This window comes from Agromyces sp. NSFZ (assembly GCF_056156205.1).
In genome coordinates, this window is the sequence record NZ_CM149585.1 from 622,838 (window position 1) to 638,815 (window position 15,978).

Annotated in this window: 15 protein-coding genes; 10 read left to right on the plus strand and 5 right to left on the minus strand. The window is 71.0% G+C overall.

From position 1 onward, the window contains the following. The first annotated feature begins 11 nt into the window (after positions 1-11). Entirely contained in the window at positions 12-1,286 is a 1,275-nt protein-coding gene (glsA, locus tag ACVFI9_RS02990; RefSeq protein WP_474764558.1) for a glutaminase A, read from the plus strand. 70 nt (positions 1,287-1,356) lie between these two features. Here glsA and ACVFI9_RS02995 read toward each other — a convergent pair whose 3' ends face one another. Next, a complete protein-coding gene (locus tag ACVFI9_RS02995; protein ID WP_474764559.1) occupies positions 1,357-2,880 on the minus strand; it encodes an APC family permease in 1,524 nt (507 codons plus the stop codon). A 229-nt stretch (positions 2,881-3,109) separates the two neighbouring features. Between ACVFI9_RS02995 and ACVFI9_RS03000 the strand changes: the two genes are divergently transcribed. The 3 genes from ACVFI9_RS03000 (at position 3,110) to ACVFI9_RS03010 (ending at position 7,161) form a co-directional block, all read left to right on the plus strand. Then, the gene (locus ACVFI9_RS03000; protein WP_474764560.1) at positions 3,110-4,168 is read left to right on the plus strand and encodes a metallophosphoesterase family protein; all 1,059 of its coding nucleotides are present in this window, start codon (positions 3,110-3,112) and stop codon (positions 4,166-4,168) included. Positions 4,169-4,261: 93 nt separating this feature from the next. After that, the gene (locus ACVFI9_RS03005; protein WP_474764561.1) at positions 4,262-5,896 is read left to right on the plus strand and encodes a LuxR C-terminal-related transcriptional regulator; all 1,635 of its coding nucleotides are present in this window, start codon (positions 4,262-4,264) and stop codon (positions 5,894-5,896) included. Between the two features lie 122 nt (positions 5,897-6,018). Beyond that, on the plus strand, positions 6,019-7,161 hold the full coding sequence (locus ACVFI9_RS03010; protein ID WP_474764562.1) for a flavin-containing monooxygenase: 1,143 nt from the start codon (positions 6,019-6,021) through the stop codon (positions 7,159-7,161). Positions 7,162-7,221: 60 nt separating this feature from the next. Here the strand turns inward: ACVFI9_RS03010 and ACVFI9_RS03015 are convergent, their stop codons facing one another. The 3 genes from ACVFI9_RS03015 to ACVFI9_RS03025 form a co-directional block, all read right to left on the minus strand. After that, positions 7,222-8,586, minus strand: a complete 1,365-nt coding sequence (locus ACVFI9_RS03015; protein WP_474764563.1) for an NAD-dependent succinate-semialdehyde dehydrogenase — start codon at positions 8,584-8,586, stop codon at positions 7,222-7,224. Positions 8,587-8,673: 87 nt separating this feature from the next. Beyond that, the gene (locus ACVFI9_RS03020; RefSeq protein WP_474764564.1) at positions 8,674-9,411 is read right to left on the minus strand and encodes a cache domain-containing protein; all 738 of its coding nucleotides are present in this window, start codon (positions 9,409-9,411) and stop codon (positions 8,674-8,676) included. Continuing rightward, entirely contained in the window at positions 9,392-10,162 is a 771-nt protein-coding gene (locus ACVFI9_RS03025) for a FadR/GntR family transcriptional regulator (RefSeq protein WP_474764565.1), read from the minus strand. The genes ACVFI9_RS03020 and ACVFI9_RS03025 overlap by 20 nt, the downstream gene beginning before the upstream one ends. Positions 10,163-10,276: 114 nt before the next feature. On the opposite strand from ACVFI9_RS03025, the gene ACVFI9_RS03030 reads away from it, so the two are divergent. From ACVFI9_RS03030 to ACVFI9_RS03040, 3 genes are all read left to right on the plus strand, one after another. Then, positions 10,277-11,434 (plus strand): CaiB/BaiF CoA transferase family protein, encoded by a 1,158-nt coding sequence (locus ACVFI9_RS03030; protein WP_474764566.1) that lies wholly within the window; start codon positions 10,277-10,279, stop codon positions 11,432-11,434. Positions 11,435-11,448: 14 nt separating this feature from the next. Then, the gene (locus ACVFI9_RS03035; protein ID WP_474764567.1) at positions 11,449-12,657 is read left to right on the plus strand and encodes an acyl-CoA dehydrogenase family protein; all 1,209 of its coding nucleotides are present in this window, start codon (positions 11,449-11,451) and stop codon (positions 12,655-12,657) included. Positions 12,658-12,740: 83 nt separating this feature from the next. Further along, on the plus strand, positions 12,741-12,995 hold the full coding sequence (locus ACVFI9_RS03040; RefSeq protein ID WP_474764568.1) for a hypothetical protein: 255 nt from the start codon (positions 12,741-12,743) through the stop codon (positions 12,993-12,995). 67 nt (positions 12,996-13,062) lie between these two features. Here the strand turns inward: ACVFI9_RS03040 and ACVFI9_RS03045 are convergent, their stop codons facing one another. Further along, positions 13,063-13,392, minus strand: a complete 330-nt coding sequence (locus ACVFI9_RS03045) for a hypothetical protein (protein ID WP_474764569.1) — start codon at positions 13,390-13,392, stop codon at positions 13,063-13,065. A gap of 254 nt (positions 13,393-13,646) precedes the next feature. Between ACVFI9_RS03045 and ACVFI9_RS03050 the strand changes: the two genes are divergently transcribed. From ACVFI9_RS03050 to ACVFI9_RS03060, 3 genes are read left to right on the plus strand one after another with little or no spacing between them, the layout of a single operon-like run. Then, positions 13,647-14,465: an amino acid ABC transporter substrate-binding protein gene (locus ACVFI9_RS03050; protein WP_474764570.1), complete on the plus strand. Its 819-nt coding sequence runs from the start codon at positions 13,647-13,649 to the stop codon at positions 14,463-14,465. A gap of 46 nt (positions 14,466-14,511) precedes the next feature. Further along, positions 14,512-15,177: an amino acid ABC transporter permease gene (locus ACVFI9_RS03055; RefSeq protein ID WP_474764571.1), complete on the plus strand. Its 666-nt coding sequence runs from the start codon at positions 14,512-14,514 to the stop codon at positions 15,175-15,177. After that, positions 15,164-15,973, plus strand: a complete 810-nt coding sequence (locus ACVFI9_RS03060; RefSeq protein WP_474764572.1) for an amino acid ABC transporter ATP-binding protein — start codon at positions 15,164-15,166, stop codon at positions 15,971-15,973. The genes ACVFI9_RS03055 and ACVFI9_RS03060 overlap by 14 nt, the downstream gene beginning before the upstream one ends. Positions 15,974-15,978: the final 5 nt, after the last annotated feature.

Sequence of the window (15,978 nt, forward strand, 5' to 3'; positions counted from 1 at the left end):
CCATGACGACCATGGGGGAGGTTCCGGGCGATGCCAGGTACGACACCGACACCGCCCTGCTCGGCCGCCCGGTCGACCAGGCCCTGGCCGACGCCCTCGTCGACGTCGCATCCAGGAACGTGCACGGGACCGTCGCCGACTACATCCCCGAGCTCGCGCGCGCCGACCCCGAGGCGTTCGGCGTGTCCATGGCGAGTGTGCTCGGCCGCGTCTACGGTGCGGGCGACCGCGACGCGCTCTTCACGATCCAGTCGATCTCCAAGCCGTTCGTGTACGCGCTCGCACTCGCCGAGCTCGGTCCAGAGGAGGTCCTGCGGCATGTGGGGGTGGAGCCGAGCGGCGAGCCGTTCAACGCCATCAGCCTCGACGAGGGCGGCAGGCCGGCGAACCCCCTCATCAACGCCGGCGCCATCGTCACCACGTCGCTGATCCCTGCCGACGGAGCCGACACGCGGTTCGCGCGGCTGCGCGACTCGCTCTCCCGGTTCGCCGGCCGCGAGCTCGAACTCGACGAGGCCGTCTACCGCTCGGAGGCGCAGACGGGCCACCGCAACCGTGCCCTCGCGGGACTCACCCTCGCGGCGGGTGTGCTCGGCACCGACGACGTCGACGACGCGACCGACCCGTACTTCCGCCAGTGCGCGCTGCTCGTGAGCACGACCGACCTCGCCCTCATGGGGGCGACGCTGGCGAACGGCGGGGTCCACCCGCTCACGCGCGAGCGGGTCGTCGAGGAGATCGTCGCTCGCGACACCCTCTCGCTCATGGCCACGTGCGGCATGTACGACCGCTCGGGTGCGTGGATCTTCCGCGTGGGCATGCCCGCGAAATCCGGTGTCGGCGGCGGCATCGTCGCCGTGAAGCCCGGCGAGTTCGGGGTCGGGGTGTTCAGCCCGCCGCTGGATCCGGCCGGCAACAGCAGTCGGGGCGTCGCGCTCCTCGAGACGCTCTCGGCGCGGTCGGGCCTGCACATGTTCGACCACACCGCGAAGCCCGCATCGCCCATGGGGGGGATCACCGTCGACCGATCGACCGGCAGCGTGACCATCGCGCTGCGTGGTGAGCTCGACTTCGTGGCGGCCGAACAGGTCGTGCACGACAGCGGCCGACTCCTCGAGCACACCGGTGCTGCGATACTCGCCCTCGACTTCGAGGACGTCACGAGCGTCGCGCCGATCGCCGAGCGGCTGCTCGCGGCGACGGTACGCGAGGCGGATGCCGTGGGCATCTCGGTGCGCGTCCTGCACGCCGAATCGCTCGCGCTCGAACTCGGCGTCGGTTCCTGAGGCGAGCTCGCGCTCGGAACGATGACGCCCTCGGGGCCCGGTCCGGGCCCCGAGGGCGCGACATGCTCGCCTACTGCACGGCGGTGGGCGGCGCGACGCGTTCGCTGCGATGCGCCCGGAGGCGCTCGGCCACCTCGATGGCGTCGCCGGCCGGTGCATCCGACTTGCGGTCGGGCCGCGCGAGCAGCAGGTACGCCAGGCCGGTGGCGAGCACGACGCCGAGGCCGATGAGCACGATCCAGTCGGTGACGGGATCGCCGGACGCGCCTGGGGTCGCGAGCAGGATCATCGCGAAGACGCCGTACGCGAGCGCGACGATGTTGACCGCCAGGCCCCAGCGGCCGAGCGAGAACGCTCCGGCGGGCTTCCAGCCGCGGATCCGCTGCCGCAACGAGGCGAGCACGACCAGCTGGAACGCCACGTAGATGCCGAGCACGGCGAACGCGGTCACCGGATACAGCAGGTCGGCGTTCAGCCAGACCAGCACGGCGATGAGCCCCGGCACGGTGCACGCCACGATGAGGGCGTTCGTCGGGACCTTGCTCTTCTCCGAGACCTTCGACAGCCAGCGGTGACCGGGGAGCATCTCGTCGCGGGCGAACGAGAACAGCAGCCGGCTGGCCGCGGCCTGCAGGCTCAGCACGCACGAGAGGAAGGCGGTGACGGCGACCACGAGGAAGAGCTTCGCGCCCACCGGGCCCAGCGTCGACTCGAGGATCGCGGGGATCGGGTCGGCGTCCTCGCCGGCCACGATCGCGCCGAGGTCGGGCGCCGCCAGGACGTACCCGCCGAACGAGAACAGGGCCGAGACGCCCCCGACGAGGATCGTCATGATCATCGCCTTCGGGATGCGGCGCGCGGGGTTCTCGACCTCCTCGGCGACGTCGCCGCAGGCCTCGAATCCGTAGAACAGGAAGAGCCCTGCCAGGGCGGCGCCGACGAACGCCGTGAGGTAGCTGCCGTCGCCCTCGACGCCCATGGTGTCGAAGAACACGCCGAACTCCTGCTTGCGCTGGAACACCAGGAGGTAGAGGCCGAGGCCGATGACGCCGATGAGCTCGGCGGCGAGGCCGATGCGCGCCACGCGGGCGAGCCATCTCGTGCCCGAGAGGTTGATCGCGAGTGCGATCACGAGCAGCCCCAGCGTGATCCACAGGGTGGTGTCCGCCGTGTGCTCGATGCCGAAGAGGCTCGCGGTGAATCCCGAGCCGTACTCGGCGACGGCCGTGATGGTCACGATCATCGCCCAGATGTAGACCCAGGCCGCCATCCACGCGTAGCGCCGGCCCCAGAGCCGCCGCGCCCAGGGGTAGATGCCCCCGTGGATCGGGTACTGCGAGACGACCTCGCCGAAGACCAGCGAGACGAGCAACTGCCCGGCGCCGACGATGACGATCCACCAGATGGAGGGCGGACCACCCACGGTGAGCGCCAGGGCGAACAGCGAGTACACGCCGACCAGCGGTGAGAGGTAGGTGAACCCGAGGGCGAAATTCGCCCACAGGCTCATGGAGCGGTTGAAGGAGTCCTCGTAGCCGAGGACCTGCAGGTGCTCGCCGTCGCCGAGTTCGGCCGGCTTCGCGGGTTCGGACATCTTCGCCTTTCCGTGATCTTCATCGATCGCGTCCGCCCACCCCGGACGCCGGTGGCGCCAGCATGGCATACCTTCGTCGCCAAAGCTATAGCACCGGATGATTTGTTTTCCGGGACGTCGCGGCCGGCGACCGTTCATCGCCCGGCAACCTCCACGTCGGGACGCGGTCGCCTGTCCCGCCTACCGTGGCGTCGCCCGCCGCACCCCCGATCAACCTGTGGAGTCACGAATGCCATCGACCAGGAATCTGTCCCTCGCTGGAGCCGCCGCCGTCGTGCTGGCCCTCCTCTGCTCGACCGCAGCCCCCGCCCAGGCCGCTTCGCCCCGGCCGGAGGCGCCGCAGGAGGAGTCGTTCGCCTTCGCCGTGACCGGCGACGTCCCCTACGGCTCCGCCCAGTTCGACCGCTTCCCCCGCATGGTCTCGGAACTCAACGACCAGGACGACCTCCGCTTCGTCGCGCACGTCGGCGACATCAAGGCGGGATCCGCCCAGTGCACCGACGAGTACTTCGCCGCGATCAAGGCGCAGTTCGATCGCTTCGAGGCCCCGCTCGTCTACACCCCCGGCGACAACGAGTGGGTGGACTGCCACCGCGCGAACAACGGCTCCTACGATCCGCTGGAGCGCCTCGACGCGCTGCGTTCGGTGTTCTTCGCCGACTCCGGTACGACGCTCGGCGCCAACATGCCGGTCACGGTCCCCGATGCGGCGCTGCCCGAGAACGTCACCTACGGTCTGCAGCGCGTGGCCTTCTCGGTGCTCAACGTGCAGGGATCCAACAACTCCCTGCAGCCGTGGACGGGCCTCGGCCTCACCGAGCCCACGGCCGCCCAGCTGGACGAGGTCGCCGCTCGCACCGCTGCCGACGTGGAGCAGCTCGAGCGCACCTTCGCCGACGCGAGGACGACCAATGCACGTGCCGTCGTCGTCATGATGCAGGCGGACATGTTCGACCCGTTCCTGCTCGGGGCGGGCGTCGCAGCGCACCCCGAGCTGGTGAGCGGCTTCCGCCCGATCGTCGACGCGCTCGCTGCGGGCGCGCGCGCGTTCGGCGGCGAGGTCTACCTCTTCAACGGCGACAGCCACGTCTTCACCGACGACTCGCCCCTGGCGGCGGGCTCACCGTGGCTTGCGGTCTACGGGCAGGGCGAGGTCGACAACCTCCGGCGGGTGACCGTCGAGGGCGCGGCCACGTCGAACGAATGGCTGCGGGTCTCGGTGCGGTCGAACGCCGCCGGCGTCGAGGACGTGCTGAGCTGGGAGCGGGTGCCGTACGCCGCGTCCTGAGCGGATTGTCGGGCCGCCGCGACGAGGCTAGCCTGATGGGTGGACCATGACGGCGCCTCGGCGTCATCCGGGTCGTCGGTCCTTGGAGGCGTCATGAACGCGCCGACCGCCCTCGACCGGGGACGTGCCGCATATCAGGAGCGTCGGTGGACCGAGGCCATCGCCGAGCTCCGCCGAGCCGAGCGCGAGACCACGATCGCGCCCGAGGACCTCGAGCGCCTCGCCACCGCCGCGTTCCTCGTCGGGCGCGCCCAGGACGGCGTCGATGCCCTGACCCGTGCGCATGAGGCGTTCCTCCGCCTCGACGACCTGGCGGGCGCGACACGGTGCGCGGCGTGGCTCGGAATGCAGCTCATGGACCTCGGCGACCGGGCGCGGAGTGCCGGTTGGTTCGCCCGCGCCCAGCGCCTCGTCGAGGCGGATCCCGGAGCGGGCGCGAGCCAGGGGTTCCTCCTGATCCCCGAGGGTCTCGGTGCGTTGTACGCCGGCGACGGAGCGGCAGCGGCTGCGGCGTTCGAGCAGGCAGCGGAGTTCGCACACCGGTTCGGCGACCCCGACCTGATCGCGTTGTCGCACCTCGGGCAGGGTCAGGCGAGGATCATGGTGGGAGACCCCGAGTCGGGGTTGATGCTCCTCGACGAGGTGATGGTCGCGGTCACGGCCGGGGAGATCTCCCCGATCCCGTCGGGCATCGTCTATTGCGCCATGCTCCAGTGCTGCCGACTCGCCTTCGACCTGCGTCGCGCCCACGAATGGACGCGCGCGCTCGACCACTGGTGCGAGGCGCAACCCGACATGGTCGCCTTCAGCGGGCAGTGCCAGGCCCAGCGTGCGGCCCTGTTCATCCTGCACGGGGCGTGGGGAGACGCGCTCGCGGCCGCGGGGTCGGCGCAGGAGCGAGCGGGGCGCGGAGACCGCGACGGCCTGTTCAGCGCCTGGTACCAGGGCGGTGAGGTGCATCGGCTGCGCGGGGAGCTCGAGCTCGCGGAATCGTCGTACGAGCGGGCCGCCCAGACCGGATACGAGCCCCAGCCCGGCCTGGCTCTGCTCCGCCTCGCCCAGGGCCGGACGAAGCTCGCCCAGTCGCTGATCCGCGGTGCCGTGGACCGGGCGGATCCGGCGGAACGGCGCTGGATGCTCGCGGCGGCCGTCGAGATCGAGATCGCCGCAGGCGACGTCCCCGCCGCACGGGCGCTCGTCGAGGAGCTGCGGGCGGTGCAGCAGACGTGTGCGATGCCCATGATCCGGGGCATCGTCGATCAGGCCGACGCGGCGGCCGTCCTGGAGGAGGGTGACGCCGGCGCCGCCCTGCCCATGGCGCGGCGGGCGTGGGCCCGCTGGCGCGAACTCGACGTGCCCTACCAGGCGGCGCAGTGCCGGGTGATCGCCGCGCGGGCCTGCCGCGCATCGGGAGACGACGCGTCGGCGGCCATGGAGCTCGATGCCGCCCTCGCCGCGTTCGCCGAGCTCGATGCCCGGACCGCGCTCGAGGCCACCCGATCCCTGCTGGCCTCCGGCACGCCGGATCGGGTCGGCGGCCTGAGTCCGAGGGAGATCGAGGTGCTGCGGCTCGTGGCGGCGGGCAAGACCAATCGACGCATCGCGCTGGACCTCTACCTCAGCGAGAAGACGGTCGCCCGCCACGTCAGCAACATCTACGCCAAGCTCGGCATCTCGTCGAGGTCGGCGGCGACCGCCTTCGCCTACCAGCACGACCTTGCCGGCTGATCGGCCACTGCACAGAACTCGCCACGCCGCCCCGAGCGAAATGGGTGATTCATCCGAGGCGGCCTCCGTCGCCTGATCCGTAGCCTCGGCACGAGGAACATCGCCGTCGTGGAGGTCGCATCATGCACAACGACATCGAGTACGGATCAGGCCGCGTGCTGGACGCCGTCGTCGTCGGCGGCGGACAGGCCGGCCTCGCGATCGGGTACCACCTGATGAGACAGGGACGTCACTTCGTGATCCTCGACGCCCACGAACGCGTGGGCGACGCGTGGCGTATGCGTTGGGACTCGCTCCGGCTGTTCACGCCGGCCAGGTACGACGGGCTCCCGGGGATGCCGTTCCCCGGTGATCCGCTCCACTTCCCGGCCAAGGACGAACTCGCCGACTACCTCGAGGCGTATGCCGCCCGGTTCGGGTTGCCGGTGCACACCGGTGTGCGCGTGGACGGGCTCCGGCGGGAGGACGACCGCTTCGTGGTCTCCGCGGGCGATCGTCGCTGGACGGCGGCGCGCGTCATCGTCGCGACCGGCGCGTTCGATGAGCCGAAGGTGCCCGACCTCGCACGTGGGCTCGGGGCATCCGTCCTCCAGTTGCACTCGGGCGAGTACCGGAATCCGGGCCAGTTGCAGCCCGGTCCCGTGCTCGTCGTCGGGCTCGGCAACTCGGGCGCCGAGATCGCACTGGAGCTCAGCCGCACGCACCCCACGACCGTCGCGGGAACGCCGGGCGGCGAACTGCCCGTGCGACACGGTCGCGCGGCCGCACGGTTCGTCTTCCCCTTCGTGCGGTTCGCGGGCCTGCACGTGCTCTCACTCGGCTCGCCCATCGGGCGACGCGTGCTGCCGAAGCTCGCGACCCGCGCCGCACCGCTCATCCGGACCCGGCGGAGGGAGCTCGCCGCCGCCGGGGTCGAGTCGGTCGGGCGGGTGACCGGCGTCCGTGGTGGACTCCCGGTCGTCGCCGGTGAACGCGTCCTCGACGTGACGAACGTGATCTGGTGCACGGGATTCCGCAGGGAACTCGGGTGGATCGAGGTGCCCGCCTTCGATGTGGCGGGGCGGCTCCGGCAGTGGCGGGGCGTCGTGGAGTCGGTGCCCGGGCTGTACGTCCTCGGCCAGGACTTCATGTACTCGATCAACTCCGACAGCCTGCCGGGGATGGTCCGTGACGCCGCGTACCTCGCCAGGCACATCGCGGCGCACGGTAGTCCGCAGGTGGCGACGTCCCCGAGGCGAGGGGAACCGGAGCGGGTGAGCGCGTGAACACGAGAACGGGAGCGGGCGAACCGGTCTGGACGCCCGCTCCCGTTCGTGCGATCGTCGTCAGCCGACGCGGATGAGCTTCTTGTTCACGAACTCGTCGGCGCCGAAGCGGCCGAGCTCACGGCCCGAGCCCGAGCGCTTCACGCCGCCGAACGGCAGTTCCGCACCGTCGGCCAGCACGACGTTCACGAAGACCATGCCGGCCTCGATCTCGTTCGCGACGCGGTCGGCCTGCTCCGGGTCGGTCGTGTAGACGTACGAGCCGAGGCCGAACGGGATGTCGTTCGCGATGCGCACGGCGTCGCGCTCGTCGGCAGCGCGGTAGACCTGCGCGACCGGCCCGAAGAACTCCTCCTTCGACGCGGGGTTGTCGCTCGAGACATCCGTCAGCACCGTCGTCTGGAAGAACGCGCCCTCACGAGTACCGCCGTGCACGAGCTTCGCGCCGTGCTCGACCGCGCGCTTCACCTGCTGCTCGAGGCCCTCGGCCGCCTTGAGCGACGAGAGCGGCCCGAGGGCCGAGTCGCTCGAGGTCGGGTCGGTCGCCTCGACCTCGGCGATCTTGGCCGTGAACTTCTCGAGGAACGGCTCGTAGAGCTCGTCGATCACGATGAAGCGCTTGGCCGCGTTGCACGACTGGCCGCTGTTGTCGAGGCGGGCGTCGACGGCGTTCTGCACGGCGGTGTCGAGGTCGTCGGTGGAGAGCAGGATGAACGGGTCGGATCCGCCGAGCTCGAGCACGACCTTCTTGAGGTGACGGCCCGCGACCTCCGCCACCGCGGCGCCCGCGCGCTCCGAGCCGGTGAGCGAGACGCCCTGCACGCGCGGGTCGGCGATGACGGTCTCGATCTGCTGGTGCGTGGCGTAGACGTTGACGTAGGCGCCCTCGGGGAAGCCCGCGTCGGTGAAGATGCGCTGGATCGCCTCCGCCGACTCGGGGCACTGCTCGGCGTGCTTCAGCAGGATCGTGTTGCCGATGATGAGGTTGGGGCCGGCGAAGCGCGCGACCTGGTAGTACGGGAAGTTCCACGGCATGACGCCGAGCAGCACGCCGAGGGCGCTCCGTCGAACCACCGCCGAGCCGTCGCCGGCGAGCAGCTTCACCGGCTCGTCCTTCAGGAACTCCGCGGCGTGGTCGGCGTAGTACGTGTAGATGTCGCCGGCGAAGTCGGCCTCGGCGAGGGCCTGCTCGATGGGCTTGCCCATCTCGCGCACGATGATCTCGGCGAGCTCCTGACGGCGCTCGACGTGCAGTTCGCCGACGCGGCGGATGAGGGCGGCGCGCTCGTCGACGGTCGTCGACTTCGACCAGGTGCGGAAGGCCTCGTCGGCCGCCGCGATGGCCGTCTCGAGCTCCGCATCGGTGATCGTCGGGTAGGTCTTGAGGACCTCGCCGGTCGCGGGATTTGTCACGGCATAGCTCATGGGGTTCTCCTTCTCGGGTGCACGCACGCCAGAGCTCGTCTGCCGCGGTGCATACGCTCGTCCGTCAAAGATATAACAGCAAATGATTCAATACGAGCCGGATGCACCGGGGCCGGCCGTGGGCGCGACGAGCACGCGGAACGGGGTGCCGGGGCAGGCTTCGGCGAGCCGCCACGCAGCCGCGAGCTGCCCGACCTGGAGCGTCGGCTCCGTCGACACCACGACGCGGCCGGCCTCGTTCACGAGGGCGAGCGGTTCCGGCACGTCGAGGAGGGCCGCGAGGAATTCCCGCTCGAGGCCGCGCACCGAGACATCCGCCCCGACGACCCCGACCATGCGGTCGTCGCTCGCGTGCACGGGCATCGTGAGGGTGAGGATGTAGTCGCAGGTGCAGAGGTGGTCGACGTACGGCCCGGTGACGTGCGCGTGCCGCGTGCTCGCGGGGATCGCGTACCACTCGAGTGCGCGGAAGTCGCGGAGATACTCGGTGTAGCCGCGCGTGGTCAGGTCGAGGCGCGTGGGCTCGGTCGTGGACCCGAGCACGGGGTTCGCGTCGAGCGGCCCGAGCCACCACGCGAAGTGCACGTCGCGGCCGCGCACGATCTCGCCGTCGGCGATGAAGCCCGCCCCGACGAGGAGCGGGTCGGGCTCGACGAGGCGGGGGAGCACGAGGTCGGCGACGGCGCCGTCGAGTTCGGCCGGCCGCACCTCGGGAGCGGTCGCGACGAGGTGCTCGATGGGTGCCCGCCACGCCGAGAGCTGGTCGAACACGCCCGCGAACACGGCGCCCACGGCCGCCGCGACGTCACGCGCTGATCGGCTCATCGAGGGCTCCTCCACGTTCGATCCGGGCCTTCGCGGCGAGCAGGTGCTCGGAGAGCACGCGCACTAGCGTGCCCGCGGCCTCGCGCGCCTTCGGCGGTCGGTGCGCGGTGACGGCGCGCGCGATGGCGCGATTCCGTGCCGTCGCCTCGGTGCGCACCGACTCGTCATCGAGGCCGAGCAGCAGGAGCGGACCGAACTCCGCCTGCAGTCGGATCTGCTCGCGCACGATGCGGGCCGACTGGCTGAGCACCGCCACCTCGAGGAAGAACCCGCCCTGGTTGGTGCGAGCGGATGGCGCGGCGCCGAAGTCCGCAGCGGCGAGCCACGCGGTGAGGCGTTCGCCGTCGCCCTCGGCCGCACGCTCTGCGGCCCGTTCGGCCGCGGCCCCGAAGATCGCACCGAAGTAGACCGCCATGTCGCTGAGCTCGACCTGGGCGAGCGCGCGCAACCGGGAGGTGATCAGCGAGCGGTGCTCGGCGTCGCCCTCGACGACGAAGCTGCCGCCATCGCGCCCGCGGCGGGTCTCGACGAGGCCCGCTTCGCGCAGGATCCCGAGACCCTCGCGCACCGTGATGAGCGCCACGCCGAAGCGCCGGGCGAGTTCGGGCTCGCTGGGCAGGCGCTCACCCGCGTGCAGCACCCCGAGCACGATGCCGTCGGTGAGTCGCTGCGCGACCTGCTCGGCGCGCCCGGCGTCGGCGAGCTGGGCGAACACGGCTTCGCGCGCACCCGGCCCCACCCTCGGCTCCATGCGTTCAGGCTACCCCGGCGGATGGGGCGCGAGTGGCGCCGCACGGGAAAATCATTCAGGATAGGAGGAATTGATGGCGACCACGGCGGTCGTCGACCGGCGAAGGCGGACCCCATGCACCAGCGACCTGCACCACCGCTCGCGGGCGTGCGCGTCGCGGACTTCTCGCGCGTGCTCGCCGGCCCCTACGCGACCATGCTGCTCGCCGACTTCGGCGCCGACATCATCAAGATCGAGTCTCCCTCGGGCGACGACACCAGGCACTGGACCCCACCGGTCGATGCGGCGGGGCGCGCCACCTACTTCGGCGCCGTCAACCGCAACAAGCGGTCCGTCGTCCTCGACCTCTCGGATGCCGCCGGGCTCGCCGAGGCACGCCGGCTCGCGACGTCCGCCGACGTCGTGGTGGAGAACTTCCGCCCCGGCGTGATGGCACGGTTCGGGCTCGACCATGAGGCCGTGCGCGCCGCGAACCCCGGAGTCGTGTACTGCTCGATCACGGGGTTCGGCACGGGCGAGGGCGCCGCGCTCGCCGGATACGATCTGCTCGTGCAGGCCGTCGGCGGGCTCATGAGCATCACCGGCGCGCCCGACGGCGAGGCCTCGAAGGCGGGCGTCGCCCTCGTCGACGTGCTCACCGGCCAGAACGCCGTGGCCGGCATCCTGCTCGCGCTGCGCGAGCGGGACCGCACCGGGGTCGGCCAGCTCGTGGAGGTGAACCTCCTGCAGAGCCTGCTGTCGGCACTCACGAATCAGGCCTCCTCGACGCTCGCCACCGGCACTGCGCCTCGACGAATGGGCAACCAGCATCCGAGCATCGCGCCGTACGCGGTGTTCCGCGCCGCCGACCGCGGACTCGTCATCGCGGTCGGCAACGAGAAGCAGTTCCGTGCGCTCACCGAGGTGCTCGGGGTGCCGGGCCTCGCCGGCGACGAGCGCTTCCGCGGCAACACCGCGCGCGTCGCCCATCGCGACGAGCTGCACGACGCGATCGAACAGGCGCTCGCCGGGGCATCCGCGGCCCACTGGGTCGGCGCCCTCACCCGCGTGGGCGTGCCCTCCGGCCTCGTGAACGACGTGGCCGAGGCGATCGCATTCGCCGATGCGCTCGGCCTCGAGCCGGTCGCCCTGGCGCCCGAGTCCCACGGCGCCGGTGGTGCGCATCGCTCGATGGCGAACCCCATCGGGCTCTCCGCCTCGCCGGCCGACTACCGCGCCGCGCCGCCCGCGCTCGGCGAGCACGACGGCGCCGATTGGCTCCCGCCCTCATGAACGAAAGGACCCCCATGACCGATGTCACCGTCACCTCGCCCCGCATCGACGCCGTCTTCGACCTCGACGCCCTGCTCACCGACGAGGAGCGCGAGTGGCAGCAGCGCGCCCGGCGCTTCGCCCAGGAGCGCATCCTGCCGGTGATCGAGGACGACTTCGAGCAGAAGCACTTCCGCCGCGAACTCGTGCGCGAGATCGGCGAGCTCGGGTTCCTCGGCATGCATCTCACGGGCTACGGATGCGCCGGGGCCGGCGCCGTCTCGTACGGGCTCGTGTGCCTCGAGCTCGAGGCCGCGGACAGCGGCTGGCGCACGTTCGTCTCGGTGCAGGGGTCGCTCGCCATGAGTGCGATCCACAAGTACGGCTCCGAGGAGCAGAAGCAGCAGTGGCTCCCCGGCATGGCGAAGGGTGAGCTCATCGGATGCTTCGCGCTCACCGAGCCGCAGGGCGGCAGCGATCCCGCCGCGATGACCACCACCGCACGTCGCGACGGCGACGAGTGGGTGCTCGACGGCGCCAAGCGCTGGATCGGCCTCGCGACCCTCGCCGACGTGGCGGTGGTCTGGGCCAGGGTCGAGGATCCGAGCGGCGCGTTCGGGTCCGGGGCCAAGGCCGTGCGCGGGTTCCTGGTGCCGACCTCGACACCGGGCTTCACGGCGACGGCCATCGACGGCAAGCTCTCGATGCGCGCCTCGGTGCAGTGCGACATCGACCTCGACGGGGTGCGCGTGCCGGCCGGGGCGATGCTGCCTGGGGCATCCGGTCCCTCGGGTCCATTCGGATGCCTCAACGAGGCGCGGTACGGCATCGTGTGGGGCGCCATGGGTGCCGCGCGGTCGTGCCTCGAGTCGGCGCTGGCCCGTTCGACCGAGCGCGAGGTGTTCGGCAGGCCGATCGGCGCGAACCAGCTCATCCAGGCCAAGCTCGCCGACATGTTCGTCGAGGTCGAGAAGGGCATCCTGCTCGCCCTGCACCTCGGCCGGCTGAAGGAGCGCGGCGCGCTCACGCCCGCGCAGGTCTCGGTCGGCAAGCTCAACAGCGTGCGGGAGGCCCTGCAGATCGCCCACGAGGCCCGCGCGATCCTCGCCGGCGACGGCATCACGAACGCCTTCCCGGTGATGCGGCACGCCGCGAACCTCGAGTCGGTGCGCACCTACGAGGGCACCGACGAGATCCACCAGCTCGTGCTCGGCCGGGAGCTCACGGGGCTGAACGCGTTCTGACGTCGCCGTGAATTCCCCGAGGACCGGGCCACCACGGTGCTCCGTGGGAGTACTGTGGCAGCGTTCCAACAGAAGGAGAAGTGATGAAGGCAATGGAGCCTCGTCTCACCCGCGCCGTCGTCGAATGGACCGGATGGGGTTCGACACCCCGCCCGGCGCGCGACGATGCACGCGTCATCGCGCGGTTCGGCCATGAAGCCGGACCCGCACTCGCCAAGGCCGCCCGTCGGCTCGAGGCCGACTTCAGCGCCGGCTCGGCCGAGTTCCGCGCGAAGCACCCCGAGATCGGAGTCGAAGCCGTCGACGCCCTCGCCTGGAGCTCCGCATACGGGCGTTGACCTGACGCGCCGCGCATGACGCGGGCCGGCTGTCCGATCGGACAGCCGGCCCGCGGTCGTTGGTGGATCAGTTGATGCCGGGGATGACCAGCCACCGGTTGACCAGGATGATCCACACGGCCAACACCACGAGGGCGATGATCGTGAGGGTCTTGCCCGTGCGCCCGCCCGCGAACAGGGCGACCGCCAGCACGATGAGCGTCGCGACGCCGAGCACGAGCGAGCCCCACGGGATGCCGGGGAGGAAGAGCGACAGCAGGAACAGGCCGGCGACGACGATCTCGATGATGCCGACGATGGTGGAGCCGCCGCGCGCACGGAGACGCCAGATGCCGTCGACGAGCGCGAGCACTCCGCCGACGAGGGCGATGAGGAGGAGCCAGGACAGCGTGATCATGGTTTTCCTTCGGTCGGGTGTCGGGAGCACCTCGTCGCGGAAGGGGACTCCCGCGACGCCGCCAGACTAGCGCCGCAGCTCCGCCGCAGGCGAGGGGTTGCCTCCCGACTCGTGCAACCGGTATGCCGTCGGTGGAATGCAATGCGGCGTCACGAGGTTTCACTCGACGTCGCCCTCGTGATGGACTCGTCGCGTCCGGGGCGACCGACCGAAGCACCGGCACCCCTGCCAACGTCACGAACGGAGCACCACCCATGTCACGCGCCCGCACCATCCTCGGCCTCGCCGCCGCATCCGCCGCCGTCCTCGCGCTCGCGGCCTGCTCGAGCGGCACCTCCGGCGAGGGCGGTACGGATGCCGCGACCGGGGGTGACGAGTTCGGCCTCGTGAAGGCGGGCACGCTGACGGTCGCGACCGAGGGCACCTACCGCCCGTTCAGCTACCACGAGGACGGCTCCGGCGACCTCGTGGGCTACGACGTCGAGGTGGCCGAGGCGGTCGCCGAGAAGCTCGGCCTCGAGATCGAGTTCCAGGAGACCCAGTGGGACGCGATCTTCGCGGGCCTCGACGCCGGCCGGTTCGACGTCATCGGCAACCAGGTCTCGATCACGCCCGAGCGCGAGGAGCAGTACCTCTTCAGCGAGCCCTACACGGTGTCGCGCGGCGTCATCGTCGTCAATGAGGGCGACTCCTCGATCTCGTCGTTCGACGACCTCGCCGGCAAGACCACCGCGCAGTCGCTCACGAGCAACTGGTACGCGCTGGCCACCGAGTCGGGCGCGAACGTCGAGGCCGTCGAGGGGTGGGCCCAGGCCGTGTCGCTGCTGCAGCAGGGCCGAGTCGACGCGACGATCAACGACCAGCTCACCTTCCTCGACTACGTGAACACGACGCCCGACGCCGCGATCGAGGTCGCCGCCGAGACCGACGACACGTCGCTCAGCGCCTTCGCGTTCACGAAGGACAAGCAGGCGCTCGTCGCCGCGATCGACGAGGCGCTCGCAGAGCTCCGCGACGAGGGCGTCCTCGCCGAGCTGGGCGACAAGTACTTCGGCGCCGACGTCTCGGAGTAGGCTCACGGTCGCCCCGACCAGGGGACATCCGGAAAGGGGCCTCACCGTGACCGACGGCTGGCAGCTGTTCCTCGAGTCGTTCTGGCCGATCGTGTGGGGCGGGGTGAGCGGCACCATTCCGCTCGCCCTCGCCTCGTTCGCGATCGGGCTCGTGCTCGCGCTCGGCGTGGCGCTCGCGCGCCTCTCACGGAACCGCATCGTGTCCTCGGCAGCGCGGTTCTACGTGTCGGTGATCCGCGGCACCCCGCTGCTCGTGCAGCTGTTCGTGATCTTCTACGGACTGCCCGCCGTGGGCGTCGTCATCGACCCCTGGCCGAGCGCCATCGTCGCCTTCTCGCTGAACGTGGGCGGCTACGCGGCCGAGGTGATCCGCGCGGCGATCCTCTCGGTGCCGAAGGGGCAATGGGAGGCGGGCCATGTGATCGGGATGTCGCACGCGACGACGCTCCGGCGCATCATCCTGCCGCAGGCCGCCCGCGTGTCGGTACCACCGCTGTCGAACACGTTCATCTCGCTCGTGAAGGACACGTCGCTCGCCTCGCTCATCCTCGTCACCGAGCTGTTCCGAGTGGCGCAGCAGATCGCCGCGTTCAGCCAGGAGTTCATGCTGCTCTACCTCGAGGCGGCGCTCGTGTACTGGCTGTTCTGCCTGGCGCTGTCGAGCGGGCAGAGCGCCCTCGAGAGGAGGCTCGACCGTTATGTCGCCCACTGATCCGGCCGACCCGCTCGCCCCCGAGACACCGCCCGACGACTCCGTGCTGCTCACGGCACGCGGCATCCGCAAGTCGTTCGGCGACAACGAGGTGCTCAAGGGCTTCGACTTCGAGGTGCGCCGCGGCGAGGTCGTGGTGCTCATCGGCCCGAGCGGGTCGGGCAAGACCACCGTGCTGCGTTCGCTGAACGGACTCGAGACCCCCGACGGCGGCATCCTGTCGTTCGCCGGCGGTCCCGAGCTCGACTTCTCGAAACCCGTCGCGAAGGCCGCGCGATTCGCGATGCGCGATCGGTCGGCGATGGTGTTCCAGCAGCACAACCTGTTCCCGCACATGACGGTCATCGAGAACGTGATCGAGGGGCCCGTGCGCGTGCAGCGCGTGCCGAAGGCGCGGGCGATCGCCGAGGCATCCGCCCTGCTCGACCGGGTCGGGCTCGCCGACAAGCGCGACGCCCACCCGTTCCAGCTGTCGGGCGGGCAGCAGCAGCGCGTCGGCATCGTGCGCGCGCTCGCGCTGAAGCCCGACCTGCTGCTCTTCGACGAGCCGACGAGCGCGCTCGACCCCGAGCTCGTGGGCGAGGTGCTGCGGGTCATCAAGGAGCTGGCCGACGAGGGCTGGACCATGGTCGTCGTCACCCACGAGCTGCAGTTCGCGCGGCAGGCCGCCGACGAGGTGCTCTTCCTCGACGGCGGAGTCGTCGTGGAGCGCGGCGCCCCTGGCGACATCTTCACGAAGCCGACCGAGGAGCGCACCCGCCGCTTCCTCGACCGCATCCTGCGTCCGCTCGACTGAGGCAC

Bases quoted from the DNA above. Each gene is read 5' to 3' on its own strand.
- ACVFI9_RS03045 (WP_474764569.1), bottom strand. From the start codon at position 13,392: ATGATCACGCTGTCCTGGCTCCTCCTCATCGCCCTCGTCGGCGGAGTG.
- ACVFI9_RS03010 (WP_474764562.1), top strand. From the start codon at position 6,019: ATGCACAACGACATCGAGTACGGATCAGGCCGCGTGCTGGACGCCGTC.
- ACVFI9_RS03050 (WP_474764570.1), top strand. From the start codon at position 13,647: ATGTCACGCGCCCGCACCATCCTCGGCCTCGCCGCCGCATCCGCCGCC.
- ACVFI9_RS03025 (WP_474764565.1), bottom strand. From the start codon at position 10,162: ATGGAGCCGAGGGTGGGGCCGGGTGCGCGCGAAGCCGTGTTCGCCCAG.
- ACVFI9_RS03030 (WP_474764566.1), top strand. From the start codon at position 10,277: ATGCACCAGCGACCTGCACCACCGCTCGCGGGCGTGCGCGTCGCGGAC.
- ACVFI9_RS03060 (WP_474764572.1), top strand. From the start codon at position 15,164: ATGTCGCCCACTGATCCGGCCGACCCGCTCGCCCCCGAGACACCGCCC.
- ACVFI9_RS03000 (WP_474764560.1), top strand. From the start codon at position 3,110: ATGCCATCGACCAGGAATCTGTCCCTCGCTGGAGCCGCCGCCGTCGTG.
- ACVFI9_RS03035 (WP_474764567.1), top strand. From the start codon at position 11,449: ATGACCGATGTCACCGTCACCTCGCCCCGCATCGACGCCGTCTTCGAC.
- ACVFI9_RS03015 (WP_474764563.1), bottom strand. From the start codon at position 8,586: ATGAGCTATGCCGTGACAAATCCCGCGACCGGCGAGGTCCTCAAGACC.
- ACVFI9_RS03005 (WP_474764561.1), top strand. From the start codon at position 4,262: ATGAACGCGCCGACCGCCCTCGACCGGGGACGTGCCGCATATCAGGAG.
- ACVFI9_RS02995 (WP_474764559.1), bottom strand. From the start codon at position 2,880: ATGTCCGAACCCGCGAAGCCGGCCGAACTCGGCGACGGCGAGCACCTG.
- ACVFI9_RS03040 (WP_474764568.1), top strand. From the start codon at position 12,741: ATGAAGGCAATGGAGCCTCGTCTCACCCGCGCCGTCGTCGAATGGACC.
- ACVFI9_RS03020 (WP_474764564.1), bottom strand. From the start codon at position 9,411: ATGAGCCGATCAGCGCGTGACGTCGCGGCGGCCGTGGGCGCCGTGTTC.
- glsA (WP_474764558.1), top strand. From the start codon at position 12: ATGGGGGAGGTTCCGGGCGATGCCAGGTACGACACCGACACCGCCCTG.